The 17,919-nt window shown below is 72.0% G+C and carries 16 protein-coding genes and 1 pseudogene; 5 read left to right on the plus strand and 12 right to left on the minus strand.

Features of this window, described 5'->3' with window-relative positions; translation table 11 throughout:
• Window positions 1–127: 127 nt before the first annotated feature.
• From spoVG to Q9Q40_06870, 8 genes and pseudogenes are all read right to left on the minus strand, one after another.
• Window positions 128–385, minus strand: a pseudogene (spoVG, locus tag Q9Q40_06835) (septation regulator SpoVG).
• A gap of 6 nt (window positions 386–391) precedes the next feature.
• Window positions 392–1,318, minus strand: a complete 927-nt coding sequence (ispE, locus tag Q9Q40_06840) for a 4-(cytidine 5'-diphospho)-2-C-methyl-D-erythritol kinase (protein MDQ7006931.1) — start codon at window positions 1,316–1,318, stop codon at window positions 392–394.
• Window positions 1,315–1,905 (minus strand): hypothetical protein, encoded by a 591-nt coding sequence (locus Q9Q40_06845; GenBank protein ID MDQ7006932.1) that lies wholly within the window; start codon window positions 1,903–1,905, stop codon window positions 1,315–1,317. The genes ispE and Q9Q40_06845 overlap by 4 nt, the downstream gene beginning before the upstream one ends.
• Window positions 1,902–3,836, minus strand: a complete 1,935-nt coding sequence (locus tag Q9Q40_06850) for a tetratricopeptide repeat protein (protein MDQ7006933.1) — start codon at window positions 3,834–3,836, stop codon at window positions 1,902–1,904. The genes Q9Q40_06845 and Q9Q40_06850 overlap by 4 nt, the downstream gene beginning before the upstream one ends.
• An 18-nt stretch (window positions 3,837–3,854) precedes the next feature.
• The gene (locus Q9Q40_06855) at window positions 3,855–5,459 is read right to left on the minus strand and encodes a protein kinase (GenBank protein ID MDQ7006934.1); all 1,605 of its coding nucleotides are present in this window, start codon (window positions 5,457–5,459) and stop codon (window positions 3,855–3,857) included.
• A 133-nt stretch (window positions 5,460–5,592) separates the two neighbouring features.
• Window positions 5,593–6,717: a S41 family peptidase gene (locus Q9Q40_06860; GenBank protein ID MDQ7006935.1), complete on the minus strand. Its 1,125-nt coding sequence runs from the start codon at window positions 6,715–6,717 to the stop codon at window positions 5,593–5,595.
• Window positions 6,718–6,879: 162 nt separating this feature from the next.
• The gene (locus Q9Q40_06865) at window positions 6,880–7,317 is read right to left on the minus strand and encodes a universal stress protein (GenBank protein MDQ7006936.1); all 438 of its coding nucleotides are present in this window, start codon (window positions 7,315–7,317) and stop codon (window positions 6,880–6,882) included.
• A gap of 6 nt (window positions 7,318–7,323) precedes the next feature.
• Window positions 7,324–7,860 carry a CBS domain-containing protein gene (locus tag Q9Q40_06870; GenBank protein MDQ7006937.1) on the minus strand — a complete coding sequence of 179 codons (537 nt, stop codon included), beginning with the start codon at window positions 7,858–7,860 and terminating at the stop codon, window positions 7,324–7,326.
• A 135-nt stretch (window positions 7,861–7,995) separates the two neighbouring features.
• Between Q9Q40_06870 and Q9Q40_06875 the strand changes: the two genes are divergently transcribed.
• Entirely contained in the window at window positions 7,996–9,339 is a 1,344-nt protein-coding gene (locus tag Q9Q40_06875) for a glycosyltransferase (GenBank protein ID MDQ7006938.1), read from the plus strand.
• Between the two features lie 16 nt (window positions 9,340–9,355).
• Here the strand turns inward: Q9Q40_06875 and greA are convergent, their stop codons facing one another.
• From greA to Q9Q40_06890, 3 genes are all read right to left on the minus strand, one after another.
• Window positions 9,356–9,841 (minus strand): transcription elongation factor GreA, encoded by a 486-nt coding sequence (gene greA, locus Q9Q40_06880; protein MDQ7006939.1) that lies wholly within the window; start codon window positions 9,839–9,841, stop codon window positions 9,356–9,358.
• 209 nt (window positions 9,842–10,050) lie between these two features.
• On the minus strand, window positions 10,051–10,782 hold the full coding sequence (locus Q9Q40_06885) for a hypothetical protein (GenBank protein MDQ7006940.1): 732 nt from the start codon (window positions 10,780–10,782) through the stop codon (window positions 10,051–10,053).
• Complete coding sequence (locus Q9Q40_06890) at window positions 10,779–11,414, minus strand: TlpA disulfide reductase family protein (GenBank protein ID MDQ7006941.1); 636 nt, start codon at window positions 11,412–11,414, stop codon at window positions 10,779–10,781. Before Q9Q40_06890 ends, Q9Q40_06885 begins: the two co-directional genes overlap by 4 nt.
• 186 nt (window positions 11,415–11,600) lie before the next feature.
• Here Q9Q40_06890 and lepB point away from each other — a divergent pair, with 186 nt between their 5' ends.
• The gene (gene lepB / locus Q9Q40_06895; GenBank protein ID MDQ7006942.1) at window positions 11,601–12,317 is read left to right on the plus strand and encodes a signal peptidase I; all 717 of its coding nucleotides are present in this window, start codon (window positions 11,601–11,603) and stop codon (window positions 12,315–12,317) included.
• A gap of 48 nt (window positions 12,318–12,365) precedes the next feature.
• Here the strand turns inward: lepB and nadB are convergent, their stop codons facing one another.
• On the minus strand, window positions 12,366–13,943 hold the full coding sequence (gene nadB / locus Q9Q40_06900; protein ID MDQ7006943.1) for an L-aspartate oxidase: 1,578 nt from the start codon (window positions 13,941–13,943) through the stop codon (window positions 12,366–12,368).
• A gap of 180 nt (window positions 13,944–14,123) precedes the next feature.
• Here nadB and Q9Q40_06905 point away from each other — a divergent pair, with 180 nt between their 5' ends.
• From Q9Q40_06905 to Q9Q40_06915, 3 genes are read left to right on the plus strand one after another with little or no spacing between them, the layout of a single operon-like run.
• Entirely contained in the window at window positions 14,124–15,011 is an 888-nt protein-coding gene (locus Q9Q40_06905; protein MDQ7006944.1) for a hypothetical protein, read from the plus strand.
• 58 nt (window positions 15,012–15,069) lie between these two features.
• Entirely contained in the window at window positions 15,070–16,476 is a 1,407-nt protein-coding gene (locus tag Q9Q40_06910; protein ID MDQ7006945.1) for a tetratricopeptide repeat protein, read from the plus strand.
• Window positions 16,446–17,879 (plus strand): DnaJ domain-containing protein, encoded by a 1,434-nt coding sequence (locus tag Q9Q40_06915; protein MDQ7006946.1) that lies wholly within the window; start codon window positions 16,446–16,448, stop codon window positions 17,877–17,879. The genes Q9Q40_06910 and Q9Q40_06915 overlap by 31 nt, the downstream gene beginning before the upstream one ends.
• Window positions 17,880–17,919: the final 40 nt, after the last annotated feature.

A 17,919-nucleotide genomic window follows, 5' to 3' on the forward strand; every position in this document is an offset into this window, starting at 1 on the left:
TCCCCGGAATCCCGGGCCTCCCGCCGCTGCCGGTCGGCGCCTCCGGCAGGGGCCGGGAGGGGCCGGCCTGCGGCGCACCCAGGGGAGCGGTGGCCTCTTTCGGCCGGCGAATCCGCCGCGCGGCGCTTCCCGCCGCCAGAACCTCTTCGTACTTCGCCAGTACCCTCTCTTCGATCATCCGCCGGGTTTCACTGTTCAGCGGATGGGCCACGTCCCGGAAAGCGCCGTTCTTCCGCCGCTTGGAGGGCATGGAAATGAACAGCCCGCTCTGCCCGGCGATCACCTTGATGTCGGACACCATGAAACAGCGATCGAAGACGATCGTCACGTAGGCCTTGAGCTTTTCTTCGTCGACCGGGAAGACGCGTACGTCGGTAATCTCCATCGGAGCCTACTCCTCCCCCACCGGACTGTCAGTCACCCGCAGACGCTCCACCTCGGCACGTCGGAGCGTGCGGGAAATCTCGATCCAGCTTGCTTGACCACCCTCCTCCACCAGGTGCCCCGCAGCCTCGCGGGCGGAAGCCTCCGTGGGAAAGACTCCATAGACCACCGACCCGCTGCCGGTCATCGTGGCCCTCGCCCCTTCCTCCTCCAGCCGGCGCACCAACCCGCCAATTTCGGGGTCGAGCGCCATCGCCGCCGGCAGCAGTTGATTGCCGACCGGCGGCGGGCCCTGGGCCCCTTCCTGCAGGTAGCGCAGGAACCGCTGGATGTTAGGGGCTTTGCCCGCGGCCGTCAATCCCCTCCGGGCGCGCTCGAAAACGGTCGCCGTCGCCAGCCCCGCCCCCCCGGCCACCAGCACGAGAAACAGAGTGGCAGGTTCGTCCAGGGGACGCAGGCGGTCTCCCCGGCCCTCTCCGAGAGCCGTGCCGCCCTCGATCAGGAAGGGCACGTCCGCCCCCAACGCGGCCCCCAGCCTCGACAACCGAGCGGCCCCCAAGGGTCGGCCCGCCAGGCGGTCGAGGCCGTCGAGCACCGCCGCCGCATCGGCGCTGCCGCCCCCCAACCCCGCCTGGGCAGGAATCCTCTTGTCGAGGACGATCTCCACCGCCTCCGAACGTCCTGTCTCGGCCAGCCAGGCCCGGGCCGCGCGCAGCGCCAGGTTCCGCTCCGGGGCCACGTCCAGGGGCCGGCCCGCGAGACGCAGCGCCACCGACGGCTCCTCGGCGTCCCGCAGGCCCAGGATCACCCGGTCCGCCAGGTCGATAGTCTGGAAAACCGTGGCGATTTCGGTGTAGCCGTCGTCCCGGGGGCCGAGCAGATCGAGAACCCAATTGATCTTGGCGAAGGCCCGGACCTCGATCCGCCGCCTCATGCCCCCCCCTCCCCGGAGGACGCGGCGGCCCCGTCATCCAGCAGGCGCCATCCCGCAGGCACCGCCGGCCAGCGGAAGCCCTGTCCGGAGGGTCTTTGGCGCGTCTTCCACAGACGCAGCCGCCCGCCGGCTTGGGAGAGCACCTCCAGGTCGGCCTCGCTCTCCGGCACCCGGCGCCAGGTCCCGAGGGTCTCCGGCTCCCGTCCCCGCAGCAGATCCTCGAGCAGGGCCGCGGTCAGGGGCAGGCCGGTCCAGCGTTTCCAGGTCGCCTCCGTGTCGGCTCCGTCGACCACGACGCGCCGCCGGGGGAAGAGCAGCCGCAGGCGCCCCCCACCGGCGGCCCCCGCCAGCACGGCCCCGGCCACCCGGCCGCGCACCTCGAAGACGATGCCCCCGGACGGGCAGTGGCGCAGGGCGATGCGGGCGGTGGCGGATCGCTCCCCGGGGGGAGCCTCCCAGCGGGCCCGCAGGCGGTAGTCGATGCAGCCCCCGGTCTCGGGCGGGGTCGCAGCCCGGCGCGCTCCCGCACAACCGACGGCCCCCCCCAGCAGCAGCAGGACCCACAGTCCCGCCGCCCGTCGGCTCACGGTTCCTCCGGCGCCTGTTCCAGCGCTCGACGGATCCTGGCCCTCAGGCTCTCCCCGTCGGCGTCGGACAGGCCGAGCGCGGCCTTCCACTCGGCGACGGCCCGCTCCACCTGGCCCAGGGCCAGGAAGACCTCCCCCAGGTGCTCGCGCATCACGGGATCCGTGTTGTCGCCGCTGCCGTAGACCGCCCGGGACAGAACGTCGAGCGCCTCCCGGCTGCGGCCCGCACGATGCAGCGCCCAGCCCAGGGAATCGAGATAGGCCGGTTCTTCGGGACGAAGAGCCACGGCCCGCTCGCAAAGGTTCACCGCCTCGTCCAGGTTCCGACCCTGTTCGGCCAGCAGATAGCCCAGGTCGTTGAGCGCCGAATCGTCGGACGGCGCGGCCTCGAGCAGTCGCCTGTAAGCCTGCTCGGCCTCCTCGAAACGCCCGTCGGCGTAGGCCACGGCGGCCACCGCCCGCCACCATTCCGGTCCCGGAGCGCTGGTCGGCTCCACCCCGCCCAGCATTTCGTTGGCCAGGGCCGTGTGCCGCCAGCCGGCCAGAATGCGGGCCACGTCCGCCGTGGCCAGGTCGGTTGCGCCCTCGAGCAGCCGACGGGCCAGGGCCAGCGCCGCGGAAGCGCCCTCCCGCCGTTGCCGCCACTCGATGCGCGCCGCGAGCAGGAAGGGATCGGCCTGGGCGCTGGCCGCCACTTTTTCGAGCAGGGCGTCGGCCTCGTCCAGGCGCGCGAGCTCGTCGAGGGCCTCGAGCCGCAGCCGAATACCCAGGGCGGGATCACCGATCCGGTCGAGCTGGGCCAGGCAGCGCTCCGGCTCGCCGGCGGCGAGTCGATTCCGCGCCGCGCGCAGCCGCAGCGCGGGGCCGAAGGACTGGAGTGGTTCGCTGCCGAGGCGCTCGAGCAGGGCCTCGATCTGTTCCGCCGCCCGGGCGGCGCGGCCGGAGAGTTCCGCGGCCCGGGCACGCAGCAGCAACAGGCGGGGTGAAGCCAGGGAGGCGGGCACACCCTCGAGCAGGTCCCAGGCTTCCGCGCCCTGCCCGAGGGCGACCAGGGCCGCCCCCAGGTCCACCCGGAGCCGGGGGTCCCCCGGCCGCAGCGACCTGGCGTGACTCAGCACCTGCCGGGCGCCCCAGGGATCGGCGAGGTCCATCCGCACCAGCCCCAGCCGCCGGGCCAGTTCCGCTCGATCGGGCCGCAGCTCGAGCAGTTTCTCGAGAGCCGCGGCCTCGCCGGCCTTGTCCCCGGTCTGGGCCCTGAGGTCCGCCAGCAACTCGTAGATCGGCCCCGCCCCCGGACCTTCCACGCCCGCCCGGCTCAACACCTCGGCCGCCTCGGCCCGCCTGCCGAGACTCAGGAGTTGCCGGGCCAGGGAGAGCCAGGAGAGGGCCGGATCGAGCCCCGGAGTGCCGGAGGCCCGGCGAGCCACGGCCACGGCCTCGTCCGTGCGGTTTTCGGTGACCAGCAGCCGCACCCAGATCGACCAGGCCCAGCCATCGGCCGGCTCGATCCGCGTCGCCTCCTCCAGGTGGGCGAGCGCCGTCTCCAGCAGGGCCGCGTCATGACTTCCGCCGTATTGCCCGAGGGCCAGGCTGGCCAGCACCCGGTGAGCCTCCGCGTCGGCATCGGAAGCGGCCAGGGCGCGTCGCGCCTCGGCCTGAGCGCAGGCGTGGTCGGACTCCCGCAGGCACAGGCGCGCCAGGGCGGAGTGGACCGGGGCCGCTTCCGGATCCAACGCCAGGACCTCCTCCAGCTTTTTCCGTGCGGCGGCGAGCCGGCCGTCCCGGGCCAGGGCGGTGCCCTCGAGGAAAAGCCGGTAGGCCCGGGCGCGGGGGGGCGCCTCGGTGGGGCGGGGCCTCTCGCCCAGGACGCTGCCCATCAGCAGCGACAGGACGATGCACCCCGACGACAGGGTCTCGATTCTCGTGATCACACCGGGCATTCTACGGGCTCAGGGCGCGACAAGCTTCCAGCCTCCATCGCCGGCCACCAGGCGCAGGCGGCGCGGGTGGAATCCCCCCTCCCGGGAAGAGGTGTCCCACACCCGCTCGACCTCCACCCCCGCGCTGGCCGACAACAGGCGCAACTCGAAGTGGTGGCGGCCCGCAGCGACCTCGTAGGGGATCAGCACGGGCTCGGCAGGGCCGAAGGTCTCGCCCACTCCGATCCGGACCAACGCCCGGCGGCGGCCGTCGATACGCAGTTCCACCAGCCCTTCCCCGAGCGCATGGGAGACTTCCACCACACCCCGCAGGAGGAGCGGATCGGCGCCATCTCCGGAGGGCGGGAGGCTTTCCGGCGGACGCTCCCACCGGGCCGCGGCGGGTTCGGGTGCCGGCTTGTCGGGCGCCGCAACCCGGGGGACCGGCCGGGGGCCGGCCGCGGCGGCGCGGGCTTCCTCGGAAGGGGCCGACTTCCGCCCGTCACGGGCCGCGTAGCGCTCGAGCACCGCCCTGGGAGGCATCCGTGCCGGTCGCCAAGCCCGCTCCTCGCGGACGCCCCCCCTCTCACCGGCGCCCTGCGGCCGGTTCGGAAGGGCCGGAACCGGGGACCGGCTGACCGCCGCCGGGGGCGCGGCGACGCGGACTCCGTCGCCCCGGGGAGGCCGCCGCCCGGGAGCCACCAGCAGGAGTACGCCCGCGGCCAGGGCCGCGGCCAGCCACCAGGCCCGGCCGCCGGAACGCCGCCCCGGGCGGGGCAGCCGCTGCCAGGTCTGTTCGAGGGGACCCGCCGCGGCGGCCGGCTGCCCTCCCCGGCCGCATTCCAGGTTCTCGAGCACCACCTCCTCCAGGGCGTGGGCCACTTCCTCGCCGCCGGCGAAGCGCTCGGCGGGATCGCGGGCCAGCAGGCGGGCACAGATCCGGTCGAGACCGGCCGGCAGGCCCGGACGCAGGCGGGAGGGAGGTGGAGCCGGGCGGAACAGCGTGTTGCGGGCCAGTTCCTGCACGGTGGATCCCTGGTGAGGCCGCTGTCCGGTGAGCATCCGGAAAAACACCACGCCCAGGGCGTAGAGGTCGGAACGCGGATCGGCGGGAACGCCCCGCCAGCGCTCCGGGGCGACGTAGGCCGGCGTACCGAGGAACTCTCCTCCCTCGCCATCGTCCCGGCTGCACAGGGCAACCCCGAAGTCGGCGATCTTCAGGCCTCCGTCGGCCGTCAGCAGCAAATTGGCGGGTTTGATGTCCCGGTGGATCACCCCCTGGCGGTGGATCGCCGCCAGGGCCCGGGCGGCCTGGCAGGTCAGAGCGACCGCCTGCTCCACGTCCAGGGTGCCCTTCCTTGCGAGCAGCGCCTCGAGGGATTCACCGTCGACTCTTTCCATGACGATGAAGCTCCGTCCGGCCTGGCGAAACGTGTCGAGGACCCGGAGCACGCCCGGATGGCGCAGACGCCCGAGCACCTCGCCCTCGACGGTGCCCCGACAGGCCGCGGAACTCTCCCGCACCTCCTTGATGGCCACCTCGCACCCATCGATCAGGTCGCGTCCGGCGTAGACCACGCCGCTCCCTCCCCGGCCCAGCTCGGAGAGGATCTCGTAGCGGCCGACTCGTCTCATCCCGCTCTCCCGGCGAAGCACAGCTTCCCCGGAACTTCAATATAGGCAGCCGGGGACCGGGAATCGTCCGCTGCCAAAGGGACGGACGGGGACAAAACAACTTGGGCGTCAATGGCCGGACCGCAGACCGGCTTCAGGCGGCCTCGGCGGTCTCCGCCTCGACTCCCGAGAGGATCCACCGGCGGGCGGCGTCGAGCAGCGGGTCGGCCCCAGCTTCGTCCTCTCCCACGGGAAGGGGCAGCACCCGCTCGGGCTCGATCCCCTCACCGCTCCAGGCCGTCCCGCCGGGCGTGCGCATCTCCTGGGTGGTCAGCAGCACGCTGCCGCCCGCCTGGAGCCGGATCAACTCGGGAACGCCCGCCAGGCCGTAGGTCTTCCTGCCGCAGCTCCTGGCGCGGCGCGTTTCCACCAGCAGCGCGGCCAGCGCCTCCCCCACCCCGGCGGTGCTGGAATCGGTGAGCACGAAGAGCGCCTCGGGCAGGTCCACCACCGGTGCGGCGCCGGCGACGATGCGCTGGTCGGCCCCGCTCCGCCCGACGAGCTTCAGGCTCGCGCCGGCCGGCAGCAACCAGCCTCCGAAGCGCTGCACCAGGGCGGGATCCACGGCCACCACGCCCCGCAGATCGACGAGCAGCGGCGCGCCGGGATGAGCCTCGAGGGTGCGGGCCAGCAGGCCCCCGTCCCGGACGGGATCGACGCGGTCGAGGTCATGCAGTCGCAAGTGAATCACCCCGCCGTCGAGCCTTTCCAACTCGACCGCCGGTGGGGCGGTGGAGGCGCTCAGCGCCAGGCTGACCTCTTGCAGCTTGAAGGTGGACCCGTCGAGGATCTCCAGCTCGAGGGTCTGACCTTCGTCCCCGGACAGCAGGCGGGTCAGCAGGGACCAGGGCAGCGTGCGCGTGGGCCGCCCGTCGATGCGCCAGATCTGGTCGCCCCGGGAGAGCCCCGCCGCCTCGGCCGGCGAGCCGGGATCCACACGCACCACCACGGGGATCCCGCCGGACTGGAGAACCTGCAGGCCCGCGCGGGCCTTGCCGGGGGGGGCGGCGATCCGCTGCTCGTCCCCCGGGGAGAGGTAGCCGCTGGCGCTGTCGAGAGAAGCGAGCATCCCCCGGTAGGCGCCGTCGAGGAGTCGTGCCTGGTCGACCGGTTCGACATAGTTGGCCACCGTCAGGGACCAGACCTCCTGGAAGACGCTGAGATAGCGGTAGGCGCCGCGCTGATGGAAGCCCGCGGCCAGCGCCAGGGATGCCGCCACCACGACGACGAACAGAAAGGTAAGGACCGACCCGCGGCTGCGAAGGACTCTTGGAATGGGATTCACCATGACAGGGACAAGGATAAGGCCCGAATCCCCCCCCGGCCACGCCCCCGCGCCTGGCCAAGCCGCCCCCGGCCCCGCCCCCCGCGCCTGTACGCCCTACTTGAGCACCAGAACGGGACAGTGCGCGTGACGCACGACCTTCTCGGTGACCGAGCCGATCAGCAGGTGCATCGCGCCGGTGCGGCCGTGGGTCGGCATGACGATCAGGTCGACCCCCTCATCGGCGGCCACCCGGACGATCTCGGCGTGGGGAATGCCGAACTCCGTGCGGCAGCGCAGGTCGACATCCCGACCTTCGTCCTCCCCCAGCAACGCCGGCAGACTCTCCGCCGCCCGCGCCCGCAACGCCTCGACCATCTCGTCGTAGCGAAAGCCCGCCACGTCGGGCAGGAGCGCGGGCGGCGCATCCACCACCACGTGGAGCAGAACCAGGCGCGCCCGGTGCCGGCGCGCCAGGTCGCAGGCCACCTGCAGGCCCCGTCGAGAGTGATCGGAGAAATCCGTCGGGAAGAGGATGGTCTTCCACTCGCGCATGGCCGCTCAGCTCACCACGGTCCGGGCGGTGGACTCGACCCCGGGAATCAGCCGCAGCAGGTCCATGGCACTGACGATGCCCAACACGCGCAGCTCGCCGTTGACCACCACCAGCCGGTGGATGCCGTGCCGCAGCATCCGCGCCGCAGCCTCGATGGCGGAGTTTTCTTCGCGAATGGCGTGCACCAGGGGCGTCATTACTTCCTCCACCCTGGCGGTCCTGATGTCGGACAGGGGCAGGGTCTCCCTCTCCCGCTCTTCGCGCTCTTCCTGCTCGAGCGTGGGGTTCTCCTCGTCTTCGACTTCTCTCGGCGGCTGAAGCTGCGGCAGGTCGTAGAAACCGGCCCCGTCGATCCCGAGCTGGTAATGCCAGCTCACCAGGTCGGTCTGACTGACGACACCAACCAGGCGGTCGTTCTCGTCGACGACGGGAAGCCCATGGACGCGGTGTTCGATAAAGAGTTTCTCCAGTTCATGCACGTCCGCATCCCGGCGAACGGTCACGACCTCGGTAGTCATGAAATCCTTGACGGGCCGTCTCATCGTCTCGCTGTCCTGCGCGCTCGACGGGTTCGCACCCGCAGCGCTTCGTCCGGACCCTCCCCAAGTGTCGGGCCCTGGCCTATTCTAGCCCCAGGGCGAGGGGCGCGACACGCCCTCCCCGAGGAGTGAAGCCAAGTGAGTCCCCGGCCACCGGAACTGACGCTGTGCATGATCGTTCGCGACGAGGAGCGCTTCCTTCCCGCTTGCCTGGCCTCGGCCACGCCCCTGGTGGACGAGATCGTCGTGGTCGATACGGGCTCCAGCGACCGCAGCGTCGAGGTGGCCCGGGCCGCCGGGGCCCGGGTGATCGAAGAGCCCTGGCGCGACGACTTCTCCCGGGCCCGCAACGCCAGCCTCGAAGCCGCCCGGGGACGCTGGGTACTGGTGCTCGACGCGGACGAACGGCTCGAGCCCTGCACCCGCGCCCGCCTCGACGAGGCGATCGCCGCCTGCGGCTCCGTCGAGGCCCTGACGGTGGAGATCCGTTCCGACCTGGCGGGAGGGGCCAGCCAGTCGACCCACATCCTGCGCCTGTTCAGCCGGCGCCCCGAGCACCGCTACGAAGGCCGGATCCACGAACAGATCGCCGCCTCCATCGCCCGCCGCTGCGGCCTGCCCGCCATCAGCCCCCGGCGGTCGCCCCTGGTCGCCCGACACCTGGGCTACCGCCCCGATCTGCTCGCCGCCCGCAACAAGAAGCAGCGCAACGAGACCCTGCTCAGGGCCCAGGTGCGGGATGCGCCGGACGACCCCGCCGGATGGTACCTCCTGGGCCGCGAGCTGATGACGGCCGCTGGTGGCGATCTGCTGGCGTGCCCCGCCAATCGCGAGGCCCTCGCGGCCCTCGCGCGCGCCCGCCGCCTGGCCGGTGACGCCGAGCTGGCCCACCACCTGGACCGGGACCTGCGCGCCGCACGCCTCCACCTGCTGGCCGGCGACGCCGCCGCCGCCCGGAGCCTGCTCGACGCGCTGCCCCGGGAGGCCCGGGCGACCCTGCCGGCCCTGGCGGCGCGCGGCGAGTGGGAACTGGAGGCCGGCTCGAAGGCCCGCGGGCTGGAACTTTTCCAGCGCTGCCTGGAGGCGAGTCCGGAAGCCGGCCCCCTGGGCGACGTGGATCCGCGCTGGGCCGGAAGCTGGGCCCACGAACGGATCGGGCGCGCCCACCTGCGTGCCGGCCGGGTCGCCGCCGCCGCCGAAGCCGCCGCCCGGGCCCGGCGGACCGGCCCCACCGAAGCCGGCCCCGCTCTGCTCGAGGCCCGCATCGCGCACCGGGAAGGCGACTCCCGCGGGGCCCTGGCGACCCTCGTCCAGGCGGCGCGCCAGGCGCCCCACGACCCCCGGCCCCACCTGGCGATGGCCGAGATTCTCTTCGCCCTGCACATGAGCGACCCGGCGCGCACCGCGGCCCGAACGGCGCTGAAGATCGCCCCGGGCTGGGAGAGCCCCCGGGCCCTGCTCGAGCGCCATGGAGGCGGATGACAGCAGGCCCGGGGCCCTAGTCGTCGTCGATGTCCCGCTGATGCAGGGTGGTCAGCTCGAGGATCTCGAAGACCCGCTCGCCTCCCGGGGTGCGCACCGTCACCTCGTCACCCGGCACCCGACCCACCAGGGAGCGGCCGATGGGCGACGAGATGGAGATCTTCCCCGTGGCCGGATCTCCGTCGTCCCCGATGACCAGCTCGAAGGTCTTCTCCTCGCCGGTGTCCAGATCTTCCACCTTGAGAATCGAGCCGAAAGCCGCCCGGTCGGTGGGAATCGAGGAGATCCGAATGGTGGAGAGTTGGGAGAGACGCTGCTGGAGCTGCCCCACCCGCGCCTGGAGGTAGCGCTGACGCTCGAGGGCGGCGTGGTATTCGGCGTTCTCCCGCAGGTCACCGAGGGCCGTGGCCCGCTCGATCTCCCGGGGCAGTTCCACCCGCAGCTCCCGCTCGAGTTCCCGCAGTTCCTGTTCAACTCTTGACGTGATGCGTTTGAGCGGCACCGTGATCGATCTCCATCGGACTGTGAAACAAGTCGGACCGACAGGTTAGGGCCAGAACTCTTTTTTCTCCAACTCCGGAGGAAAACCCGTCCGGTGGCCGGATTCCGAGGACAAGAAGAACGGGGAGACCGGCAACCGAGCCGATCTCCCCGTGAGCAAGGGGGGTCATGAAGCGTCCACGGGAGAATCTAGGCCCCTGGCCCCGGGGGTCAAGTCTCCTTCTTCTTCGTTTTCTCCCGGGCCGGCGGGGCCGTGTCGAAGTAGCGGAAATCCACCGCTTCGATCCGCTCCCGGTGCTCTTCGAGCCAGCGCCGGGTCGCCGGATCGATGCGTTCGAGCACCCGCTTCTTGAACGCCTCGTCCATGTTGTAGGGGCGCAGGAAGCGCAACTGGTGCCTGACCGCGAGAAGGCGCTGTTCGAGTCGCTCGAGATCGCCCGCCTTCTCCGGAGGATTGTTGGCCAGGTGTCGCTCGAGGCCCACCTCCAGTTCCTGCAGCGCGCGGATCACGTCCACCTCGGGAGGCGGCCCTTCCCGGACGGCGCGCAGCCAGCGGCCGTAGACCAGGATCGTCATGCGCAGGAAGTCGCTCATGGTCAGGCCCCGCTCGGCCAGTCGCTGGTCGGTTTCACGACGCATGGACAACACGCCGAAGAGCGCGGGGCCGAAACTGGGCATGGTCCCCGCCTCCCGCAGGGCCCACTGCTGAATGCCGATCTGGTAGCGCCGATCGAAAACCAGGTGGGAGATGCTCTCCCGCACCTCGAGGAAGTGCTCCAGGCGCTCCGGCGTCTCGGGGCCCCAGGCCTGCGCCAGCAGCGCCAGGTGCATCTCGACGGGGGTTTCCCCCGACGCCTGCAAAGACGGCAGCAGGCACAGGCCGCCCAGCAACACCAGTCCGGCCCTCACGCCGCCCCGCAGCATCGTGCGCCCCGGCATCATCGGCTGGATACGGGAGCGGCGGACTCGGCCTCGCCCTCCGGCGTGGCGGTCTCCGCCCCGGTCGGATCGCCGGCGGCGGCCAGAACGCTCTCGATCTTCTCCGCGATCCGCTCGGTGCCGACGGTGCCCGACCAGGTCTCGATCACCGTACCCTCGGGATCGACCAGAATGACCAGCGGGTAGCCCATCACCGGCCCCCAGGCGCAGGCCATGGCCTCGCTGCCGTCATCCAGCAGCATCGGGTAGCTGACGCCCTTGTCCTTGAAGCCGTCGGCGCCGAGGGTGGTGGCGTTGCTGTCGGACATCACACCGACCACCACGAAGCCCCTGTCCCTGTACTTCTCGTAGAGTTCCTGCAAGTGGGGCATCGCCGCCACGCAGGGCGCGCACCAGGTGGCCCAGAGATCGACGAGAGCCACCTTGCCCTCGATCAGCGCATGGAGGGGTTGCGGCTTGCCGTCCAGGCCCACCAGGGTCACCTCGGGCGCCTTCTCGCCGGCCGTCACGAAGGTCGGCCGACAGTGCGATTCGGCCCCTCCCCCGCCGCAACCCGCCAGCGCCAGCAACAGCGCGACCATCACCACCGCTCCCGGCCGCCCCCGGACGACCCTTGCGACACTCTGCTCGTTCATCGTCTTTGGTCTCCCTCCGGCCGCCGCCCCCGCCGATCCCGGGGCGCCGCCGGCAGGGCATCATACCGGCCCCGCCCCCCCCGGGCACACCACGCTCGCCGCCGGCCGGAGATGCGGCGGCTGCCGACCTGGAGTACTTTCGGGGCGCAACCGCCTGCCCCGCAGGGGCGGGAAAGCGGAGAAACCATGGACGACACCCACGTTGCCGCGGCCTCCGGCGGCACCGCTCCCGCAGCCCTGGCCGGGCCCTGCCCCCGACCCAAGAGCGTGGTCCGCGAGTACGCGGAAACCATCGTCATCTGCGTACTGCTGGTGATGTTCCTCCAGGGCTTCGTGGTCATGCGCTCGAAGGTTCCCACGGGGTCGATGCTCAACACGCTCCTGATCGGCGACTACATCCTGATCAACCGCAACCTCTACGGCAGCCCGGGCCAGGAGCCGGCCCGGTGGCTCGGCCAGCGCAAGATCCGCCGGGGGGACGTGATCGTCTTCCAGAGCAAGGAAGATCCGGAGATCGACCTGGTCAAGCGGGTCATCGGTCTGCCGGGCGAGACCATCGAACTGCGCCGGGGGCGGATCTTCATCGACGGCCGGCTTCTCGACGAGCCCTACGTGCTCCCCGAGCACAACCTGGCCTTGCCCTCCATGGCGCCGCGGCTGATTCCCCACGACTCCTATTTCATGATGGGCGACAACCGGGACAACTCGCGGGACTCCCGCTACTGGGGGGCGGTGCCCCGCTCCCTGGTCAAGGGACGCGCCTTCCTGATCTGGTGGTCCTACGAAGAACAGCGCAACGACCACCTCAACACCGGCTTCAAGCGCCTGGTGTCCATCGCCCGCAAGATTCCCCACCTGGTCTCCAAGACCCGTTGGTCGCGGCTGTTTTCCCGCATCGAGTAACGGATCTCCGCCAGAACGCCCCCCCCGGCCCGTTCCTCCCAGGCTCCCTCACTCGGCCTGGAAGTCCACCGGCGCGGAGGTCACCTCACCGGCCAGGTCGACGCGGGAGTGGACACGAAAGCGCTCTTCGTCGGCGGCCGGGAAGTCTTCCCTCCGGTGAGCCCCCCGGCTCTCTTCCCGCCACAGGGCGCTGCGGGCCAGCGCCGAAAGCACGAGAACCATGTTGGCCACCTCCCGCGAGGGGCGCGGATCGCCCTCCTCGGCGTGACGATCGTTCTGCACGATGGACTCCAGCTCTTCGAGCACCCGCTCGAGCCCGGCCCGCGAGCGCACGATACCCAGGGAAAGCTCCGCCAATTCCTGGACCTGGGCCCGTCGCCCCGGATAGAGACGGGGAGAAGGGGGAGCGACGGGCGCCCGTGCCGGCACGGGCGGCCCGGCATCGCCGAGCATCGCCCGCGCCGCCCGGGCGCCGAAGACCAGCCCCTCGAGCAGGGAGTTGCTGGCCAGGCGGTTGGCCCCGTGCACACCGGTGGAGGCCACCTCCCCCGCGGCGTAGAGGCCGGGAAGGGTGGTGCGCCCCCACAGATCGGTGACCACGCCGCCCATGGCGTAATGCGCCGCCGGACGCACGGGGATCGGCGTCCGCAACGGGTCGAGACCGTAGCTGCGGCAGGCCGCCAGCACACCCGGAAAGCGCCGCTCGACGAAGCCTTCCTCGAGGCCCCCGAGATCGAGCAGGACCGGCCTTCCCTTCTGTCGGAGAATCTCCCGGGCGATGCCGCGGGCCACCACGTCCCGCGGTGCCAGTTCTCCCCGCGGATCGAAGCGACCGAGAAAGCGCTCGCCCTCTTCGTTCCGGATCACCCCTCCCTCCCCGCGCAGGGCCTCGGTCAGCAGGAAAGGGGGCGCGCCGGGCAGGGCCAGGGAAGTGGGGTGGAACTGGACGAATTCCAGGTCTCCCGCCAGGCAGCCCGCCCGCAGAGCCAGGGCCAGGCCGTCGCCGGTGGCCTCGGGGGGATTGCTGGTCACCGCCCAGCAGCAGCCCATCCCACCGGTCGCCAACAGGACCGCCCGCGCCAGCACGTCGAGGGGCTGTCCGTCGAGCAGGCGCAGGCGCGCTCCCACGGCGCGCCCGTCCTCCACCAGGATCGCGGTGGCCATCGCCCCGGGCAGCCGTTCGATCTTCTCTTCGGCCCGCACCCGACCCACCAGGGTGCGGATGATCTCCCGCCCGGTGGCGTCCCCGCCGGCGTGGAGAATACGGGCCGTGGAATGGGCCGCCTCGCGGGTCAGGTGATAGCGGTTGTCCTCCCGGTCGAAACGCGCCCCCCAGTCGATCAACCGGCGCACCTCCTCGCCCCCGTCGCGCACCAGCACCCTCACGGCGGTCCGATCACAGAGCCCGGCGCCGGCGCCGAAGGTGTCCTCTTCGTGGAGCACCAGGTCCTGTTCCTCACCGCTGAGGACCACGGCGATCCCGCCCTTGGCCTTCCCGGTGCTCGAATCCTCGGGTCGGTCCTTGGTGGCCACGCCGACCCGGGCCCCGGCCCGGGCCGCGGCGAGCGCCGCCCGCAGGCCGGCGACGCCGGCACCAATGACGAGGATGTCGAACCTGGCCTCCATCAGCAGCTCCCGCCGCGCAGTCCGCGCGGCACAAGCCTAGCAGCCCCCGGCGACCCGGCCGACACGGCCGCCCCCCCGGCGGCTTGCGCGCGGGCGGGGGGAGTTTTGTCCTATAATCGCCACGGAGCGTGAGTACGCGGTCCCTGGGGACGCACTGAGACGCACTGAGGAGGGTTCACCATGACTGACGATCAGCACAAGAGCGACGGCAAGCAGCACGACCCCCTCGACTCGGTCAGTGATGGCCAGCCGGCGGAAGAGCTGCGTTACGACGGACCGATCACCTTCGACGACGACGGCTTCGACGACGAAGACGACGCCCCCGCCCGGCGCACGTTTCTGACCACGGCCATCATCTTCGCCGCGGTGGTGGTGATCGTCGGGTCGGCGCTCTGGCTCCGTTCCCGCTCGTCGGACACCGCCGACGCCCTCGCCGGGCTGCATGGCATGACTCCGCCTCCGGCCGCCACCGACGGCCCGGACCCCGCCGGTGACCCCCTCGCCGCGCCGCGCGAAGAACCTCCGGCCCCCACTCCCGAGGCGGGCGAGACCGAGGCCGCGAACCTGGACTACCGGGCGGTGCCCGACATTCCCCAGGAAGTCGAACCGACCTTCGAAGCGCCGGTGGAAAGTCCGCCGCCGCCGGCTCCGGTCCCTCCCGCCATCGAGCGGCCGGCTCCCCGCCCCGCGGCCCTGACCGGGACCGGGGACGCGCCGGCGGGCGCCACGGCCGACCCCGCCGAGATGGCTCGCCTGGCCCGGGACGGCCGGGTGCCGGAGGCCGCCGCCATGGGGACGACCCTGGCTCGCTCCGGCAACCCGACCCAGTGGACCCTGCAGGTCTTGCTGGCCTGCCGACCCGAGACGGTCTCCCGCGCCTTCCAGAAGGTGCGGGACCCGGACCTTCGGGTCTACCCCACCACCTTCCGGGGAAAGAACTGCTACCGCCTCTGCTGGGGCCGCTTCGCCAGCGAGGCGAGCGCCCGCGACGCCATCGCCTCGGTACCCGCCTACTTCCGCGGCGCCGGCAAACCCCGGGCGATTTCGAACGCCCAGCTCATGCGCTGAGTTCGCCTCCCGACCGCGCTTCTGGCGGACCGCCCCCCCCGGCGGCATATTCGACGGCGTGACCTTTCTCCTGCGCCTCCTCGCCGCCCTGGCGGTGCTGGTCCCCGTCGGCATCGCCCGGACCGACGTCCTGCACCTGGTCGGGGGCGGAACCCTGCGGGTGGGCCAGTGGTGGGAGGAGGACGGCACTCTCTACTACCAGACCGACGCCGGCGTGATCGGCATTCCCCGGCGCGACGTGGTGCGCATCGAGGCCGATGCCTCCGACACCGATCCCAGCCTGCGGGCCGACGCAAACCCGCCGCCGGAACCCAGCGCCGCTTCTTCCCGCCGCGATCCCGCCCCTTCCGCAAAGGCTCCCGCCCCCAAGAGCCGTGAGCAGCTCAGCACGGCCATCGAACGGCTGGAGACCGAGCTGCTCCGGGCGGGCAGCACCGAACTCTCCGGGCGCATCGAAAGAGGCCTCGCCGATCTCCACGTGCTGCGCGCCCGGACTTACTCTCGCAGCGGCGACGTGGACCGCGCCATCGCGGACTACGAAGCCGCGCTCGCCCGGGTGGTTCAGCATCGGCCGGCCCGCATCGAACTGGGCTGGCTGCTGCTCCGGCAAGGCGATGTCCACGGAGCGCGGCGGGTGGTGGAAACGGGGCTGGCCGCCTACCCATCCGACAGCCACCTGCTCGAGCTGCAGGCGGAACTGCTCTATCGGGACAACCGGCTGGCCGACGCCCTCGAACGCTACCGGCAGGCGCTCGCCGCCCGCGGGAGCGATCCCCGCCTGGCCCGACGGATCGAAAAGATCCAGCGGGAAGCGGACTCCGAGCGCGGCTACCTGCGAGCGGACTCCCAGCACTTCGTGCTGCGCTACGACGGTGAGCGGGACGAACGCCTCGGACGCCTCTTGCTGGACGTGCTCGAGGAGAGCCTGCGCGAGTTGGGCGACGAGGTGGGGAGCTGGCCCGTCGAGCCGATCACCGTGATCCTCTACACCCGCCAGCAGTTTCACGAAACGACCCGCACCGGTCCCGAGGTGGCCGGCCTCTTCGACGGTAAGATCCGCCTGCCGGTGGGTGGCGTCACGACGATCACCGCCGGTCTGCGCCGGGTCGCCCGCCACGAGCTGGTCCACGCGCTGGTGCATCACCGGGGCCGCGGGCGGGTGCCGCGCTGGCTGCACGAGGGCCTGGCCCAATGGCTCGAGCCCCGCGCCCTGACGACGGTGCGTCCGGCCCTGGCGCTGGCCGTCGAGCGGGGGCGTGCCGTGGGCATCGAGCCCTTCGCGTATCCGACGGCCCTGGTCTTCACCGCCTTCCTCGACCAGCGCTACTCCCGCACGCGCCTGCTCTGGCTGATCGATCTACTGGCCGAAGGCCGCCCCGAGAACGATGCTTTCCTGGAAGCCTTCGGTGCACCCCGGGAGGAGTTGATCGAAGAATGGCGACGCTGGTTGAGCGACCGCAGCTGAAGCTCCGCTCCGAGGGTGAGTTGCGTCGGGACTCGTTGCCCGCGCTGCTGGCGGCCCTCGGCGTACTGCGGGCCACCGGCATGCTCGAGCTGACCCTCCAGCGGCTGGTCCGCCGCTTCGTCATCCAACAGGGCGAGTTGCAACTGTCGATCTCCAACGCCCGCGAGGACCGGCTGCTCGAGTGGCTGGTCGCCGACGAGCAGTGGCAGCCGGAAGATCCCACGCTCCTGGAGGCCACCGTCGCCCGGGCCGCCGACCATCCCCTGACCGGCGCCTGCCTCGGCGCCTCCGGGCTCGTCCCCGCAGACGCGGTCCCCGGCCTGCTCAAACGCCACCTCCGCGCCCTGCTCGGGGAGTGCGCCGGCTGGAAGGGCGCTCGCTACCGCATCCTGCCCGGCAAGGTCGACCTCGGACTCGAACCCGTGGCCCGGTGGCCCGCCCTGGCCGCCGCCCTCGACCTCGATGAGAAGACCGCGACCACCACGCCGCTGCCGGCCTGGCTCGTCGCCCGCCGGATCCCTCCCGAGGGACTCGAGGGACTCGACGCCGGGGGACGCCGGCTCTTCGATCGCCTGGCCCAACCCGTCTCCACCGCCGAACTCGAGGCTTCCGAGCGGCAATGGGCCGCGCGCTTCCTGCGCCTGGACCTGCTGGTCCCCGGCCAGGCCCCGGAAAAACCCGAAGCGGAAGACAGGGCCCTCGACCGAGAGGAGCTCGAGCGCTGGCTCGCCTGCGCCCGCCGGGAAGACCTGGCGGGCCTGCTCGGCGTCGAGCCCTCTTCCCCCGCGGAGCAGGTGCGCCGGGCCTACTACCGAGTCGTGCGACGGTTCCATCCCGATCGCTTCCGCCAGGGCCCGCTGGCTTCTTTCCACGAGCAGGTGGAAACCGCCTTCGCCCTGGTCCCTCAGGCCCTGGCCGTGCTCACCGACCCCGAAGCGCGCCGGGCCTGGGAAAACCGGCGCGCCCGTCCCGCCGCGGCGGACACCGGCAAGATGGCCGCCGACCTCGACGCCCGCGCCCGCCGCGCCGCCGCCCAGGGCCGCCGAGGCGACGCGGTCTCCCTGCTCGAGCAGGCCCTGGCCCTCGACGAGGACTTCGCCCTTCCGCGCTACCACCTGGCGCTGTTGCTCGCGGGAAACCCCCGACGCCGCAAGGAAGCCCTGACCATGCTGGAGACGCTGCACCAGGCGAATCCCACCGAGCCCGACTACCTGGCCGCCCTCGCCCTGGCCCTGTTGAGGGCCTCCCAGCCGACCCGGGCCCGGAAGCTGCTGGCCGAGGCGCGCACCCTGGCCCCCGACTCGCCCCTGGTGCAAGCGTTGGCGGGCTCCGCCCCCGCCCGGCGGAAACTCGAGCGCGATCCCTTCCTCGCTCCCCTGTTACGGGGCTTGTCGATCGACTGACCCACCCCGGGCGACGGGGCGACGACGGCGCGCCCTCCGT

It is taken from the genome of Acidobacteriota bacterium (genome assembly GCA_030949985.1).
Lineage (GTDB): Bacteria > Acidobacteriota > Polarisedimenticolia > J045 > J045 > JALTMS01.

What these genes read in the sequence shown, in the direction of transcription:
- Q9Q40_06885 (MDQ7006940.1), bottom strand. Translation starts at nt 10,782, where the DNA reads ATGATGCCGGGGCGCACGATGCTGCGGGGCGGCGTGAGGGCCGGACTG.
- Q9Q40_06890 (MDQ7006941.1), bottom strand. Translation starts at nt 11,414, where the DNA reads ATGAACGAGCAGAGTGTCGCAAGGGTCGTCCGGGGGCGGCCGGGAGCG.
- Q9Q40_06915 (MDQ7006946.1), top strand. Translation starts at nt 16,446, where the DNA reads ATGGCGACGCTGGTTGAGCGACCGCAGCTGAAGCTCCGCTCCGAGGGT.
- ispE (MDQ7006931.1), bottom strand. Translation starts at nt 1,318, where the DNA reads ATGAGGCGGCGGATCGAGGTCCGGGCCTTCGCCAAGATCAATTGGGTT.
- Q9Q40_06905 (MDQ7006944.1), top strand. Translation starts at nt 14,124, where the DNA reads ATGACTGACGATCAGCACAAGAGCGACGGCAAGCAGCACGACCCCCTC.
- Q9Q40_06855 (MDQ7006934.1), bottom strand. Translation starts at nt 5,459, where the DNA reads ATGAGACGAGTCGGCCGCTACGAGATCCTCTCCGAGCTGGGCCGGGGA.
- nadB (MDQ7006943.1), bottom strand. Translation starts at nt 13,943, where the DNA reads ATGGAGGCCAGGTTCGACATCCTCGTCATTGGTGCCGGCGTCGCCGGC.
- lepB (MDQ7006942.1), top strand. Translation starts at nt 11,601, where the DNA reads ATGGACGACACCCACGTTGCCGCGGCCTCCGGCGGCACCGCTCCCGCA.
- Q9Q40_06865 (MDQ7006936.1), bottom strand. Translation starts at nt 7,317, where the DNA reads ATGCGCGAGTGGAAGACCATCCTCTTCCCGACGGATTTCTCCGATCAC.
- Q9Q40_06870 (MDQ7006937.1), bottom strand. Translation starts at nt 7,860, where the DNA reads ATGAGACGGCCCGTCAAGGATTTCATGACTACCGAGGTCGTGACCGTT.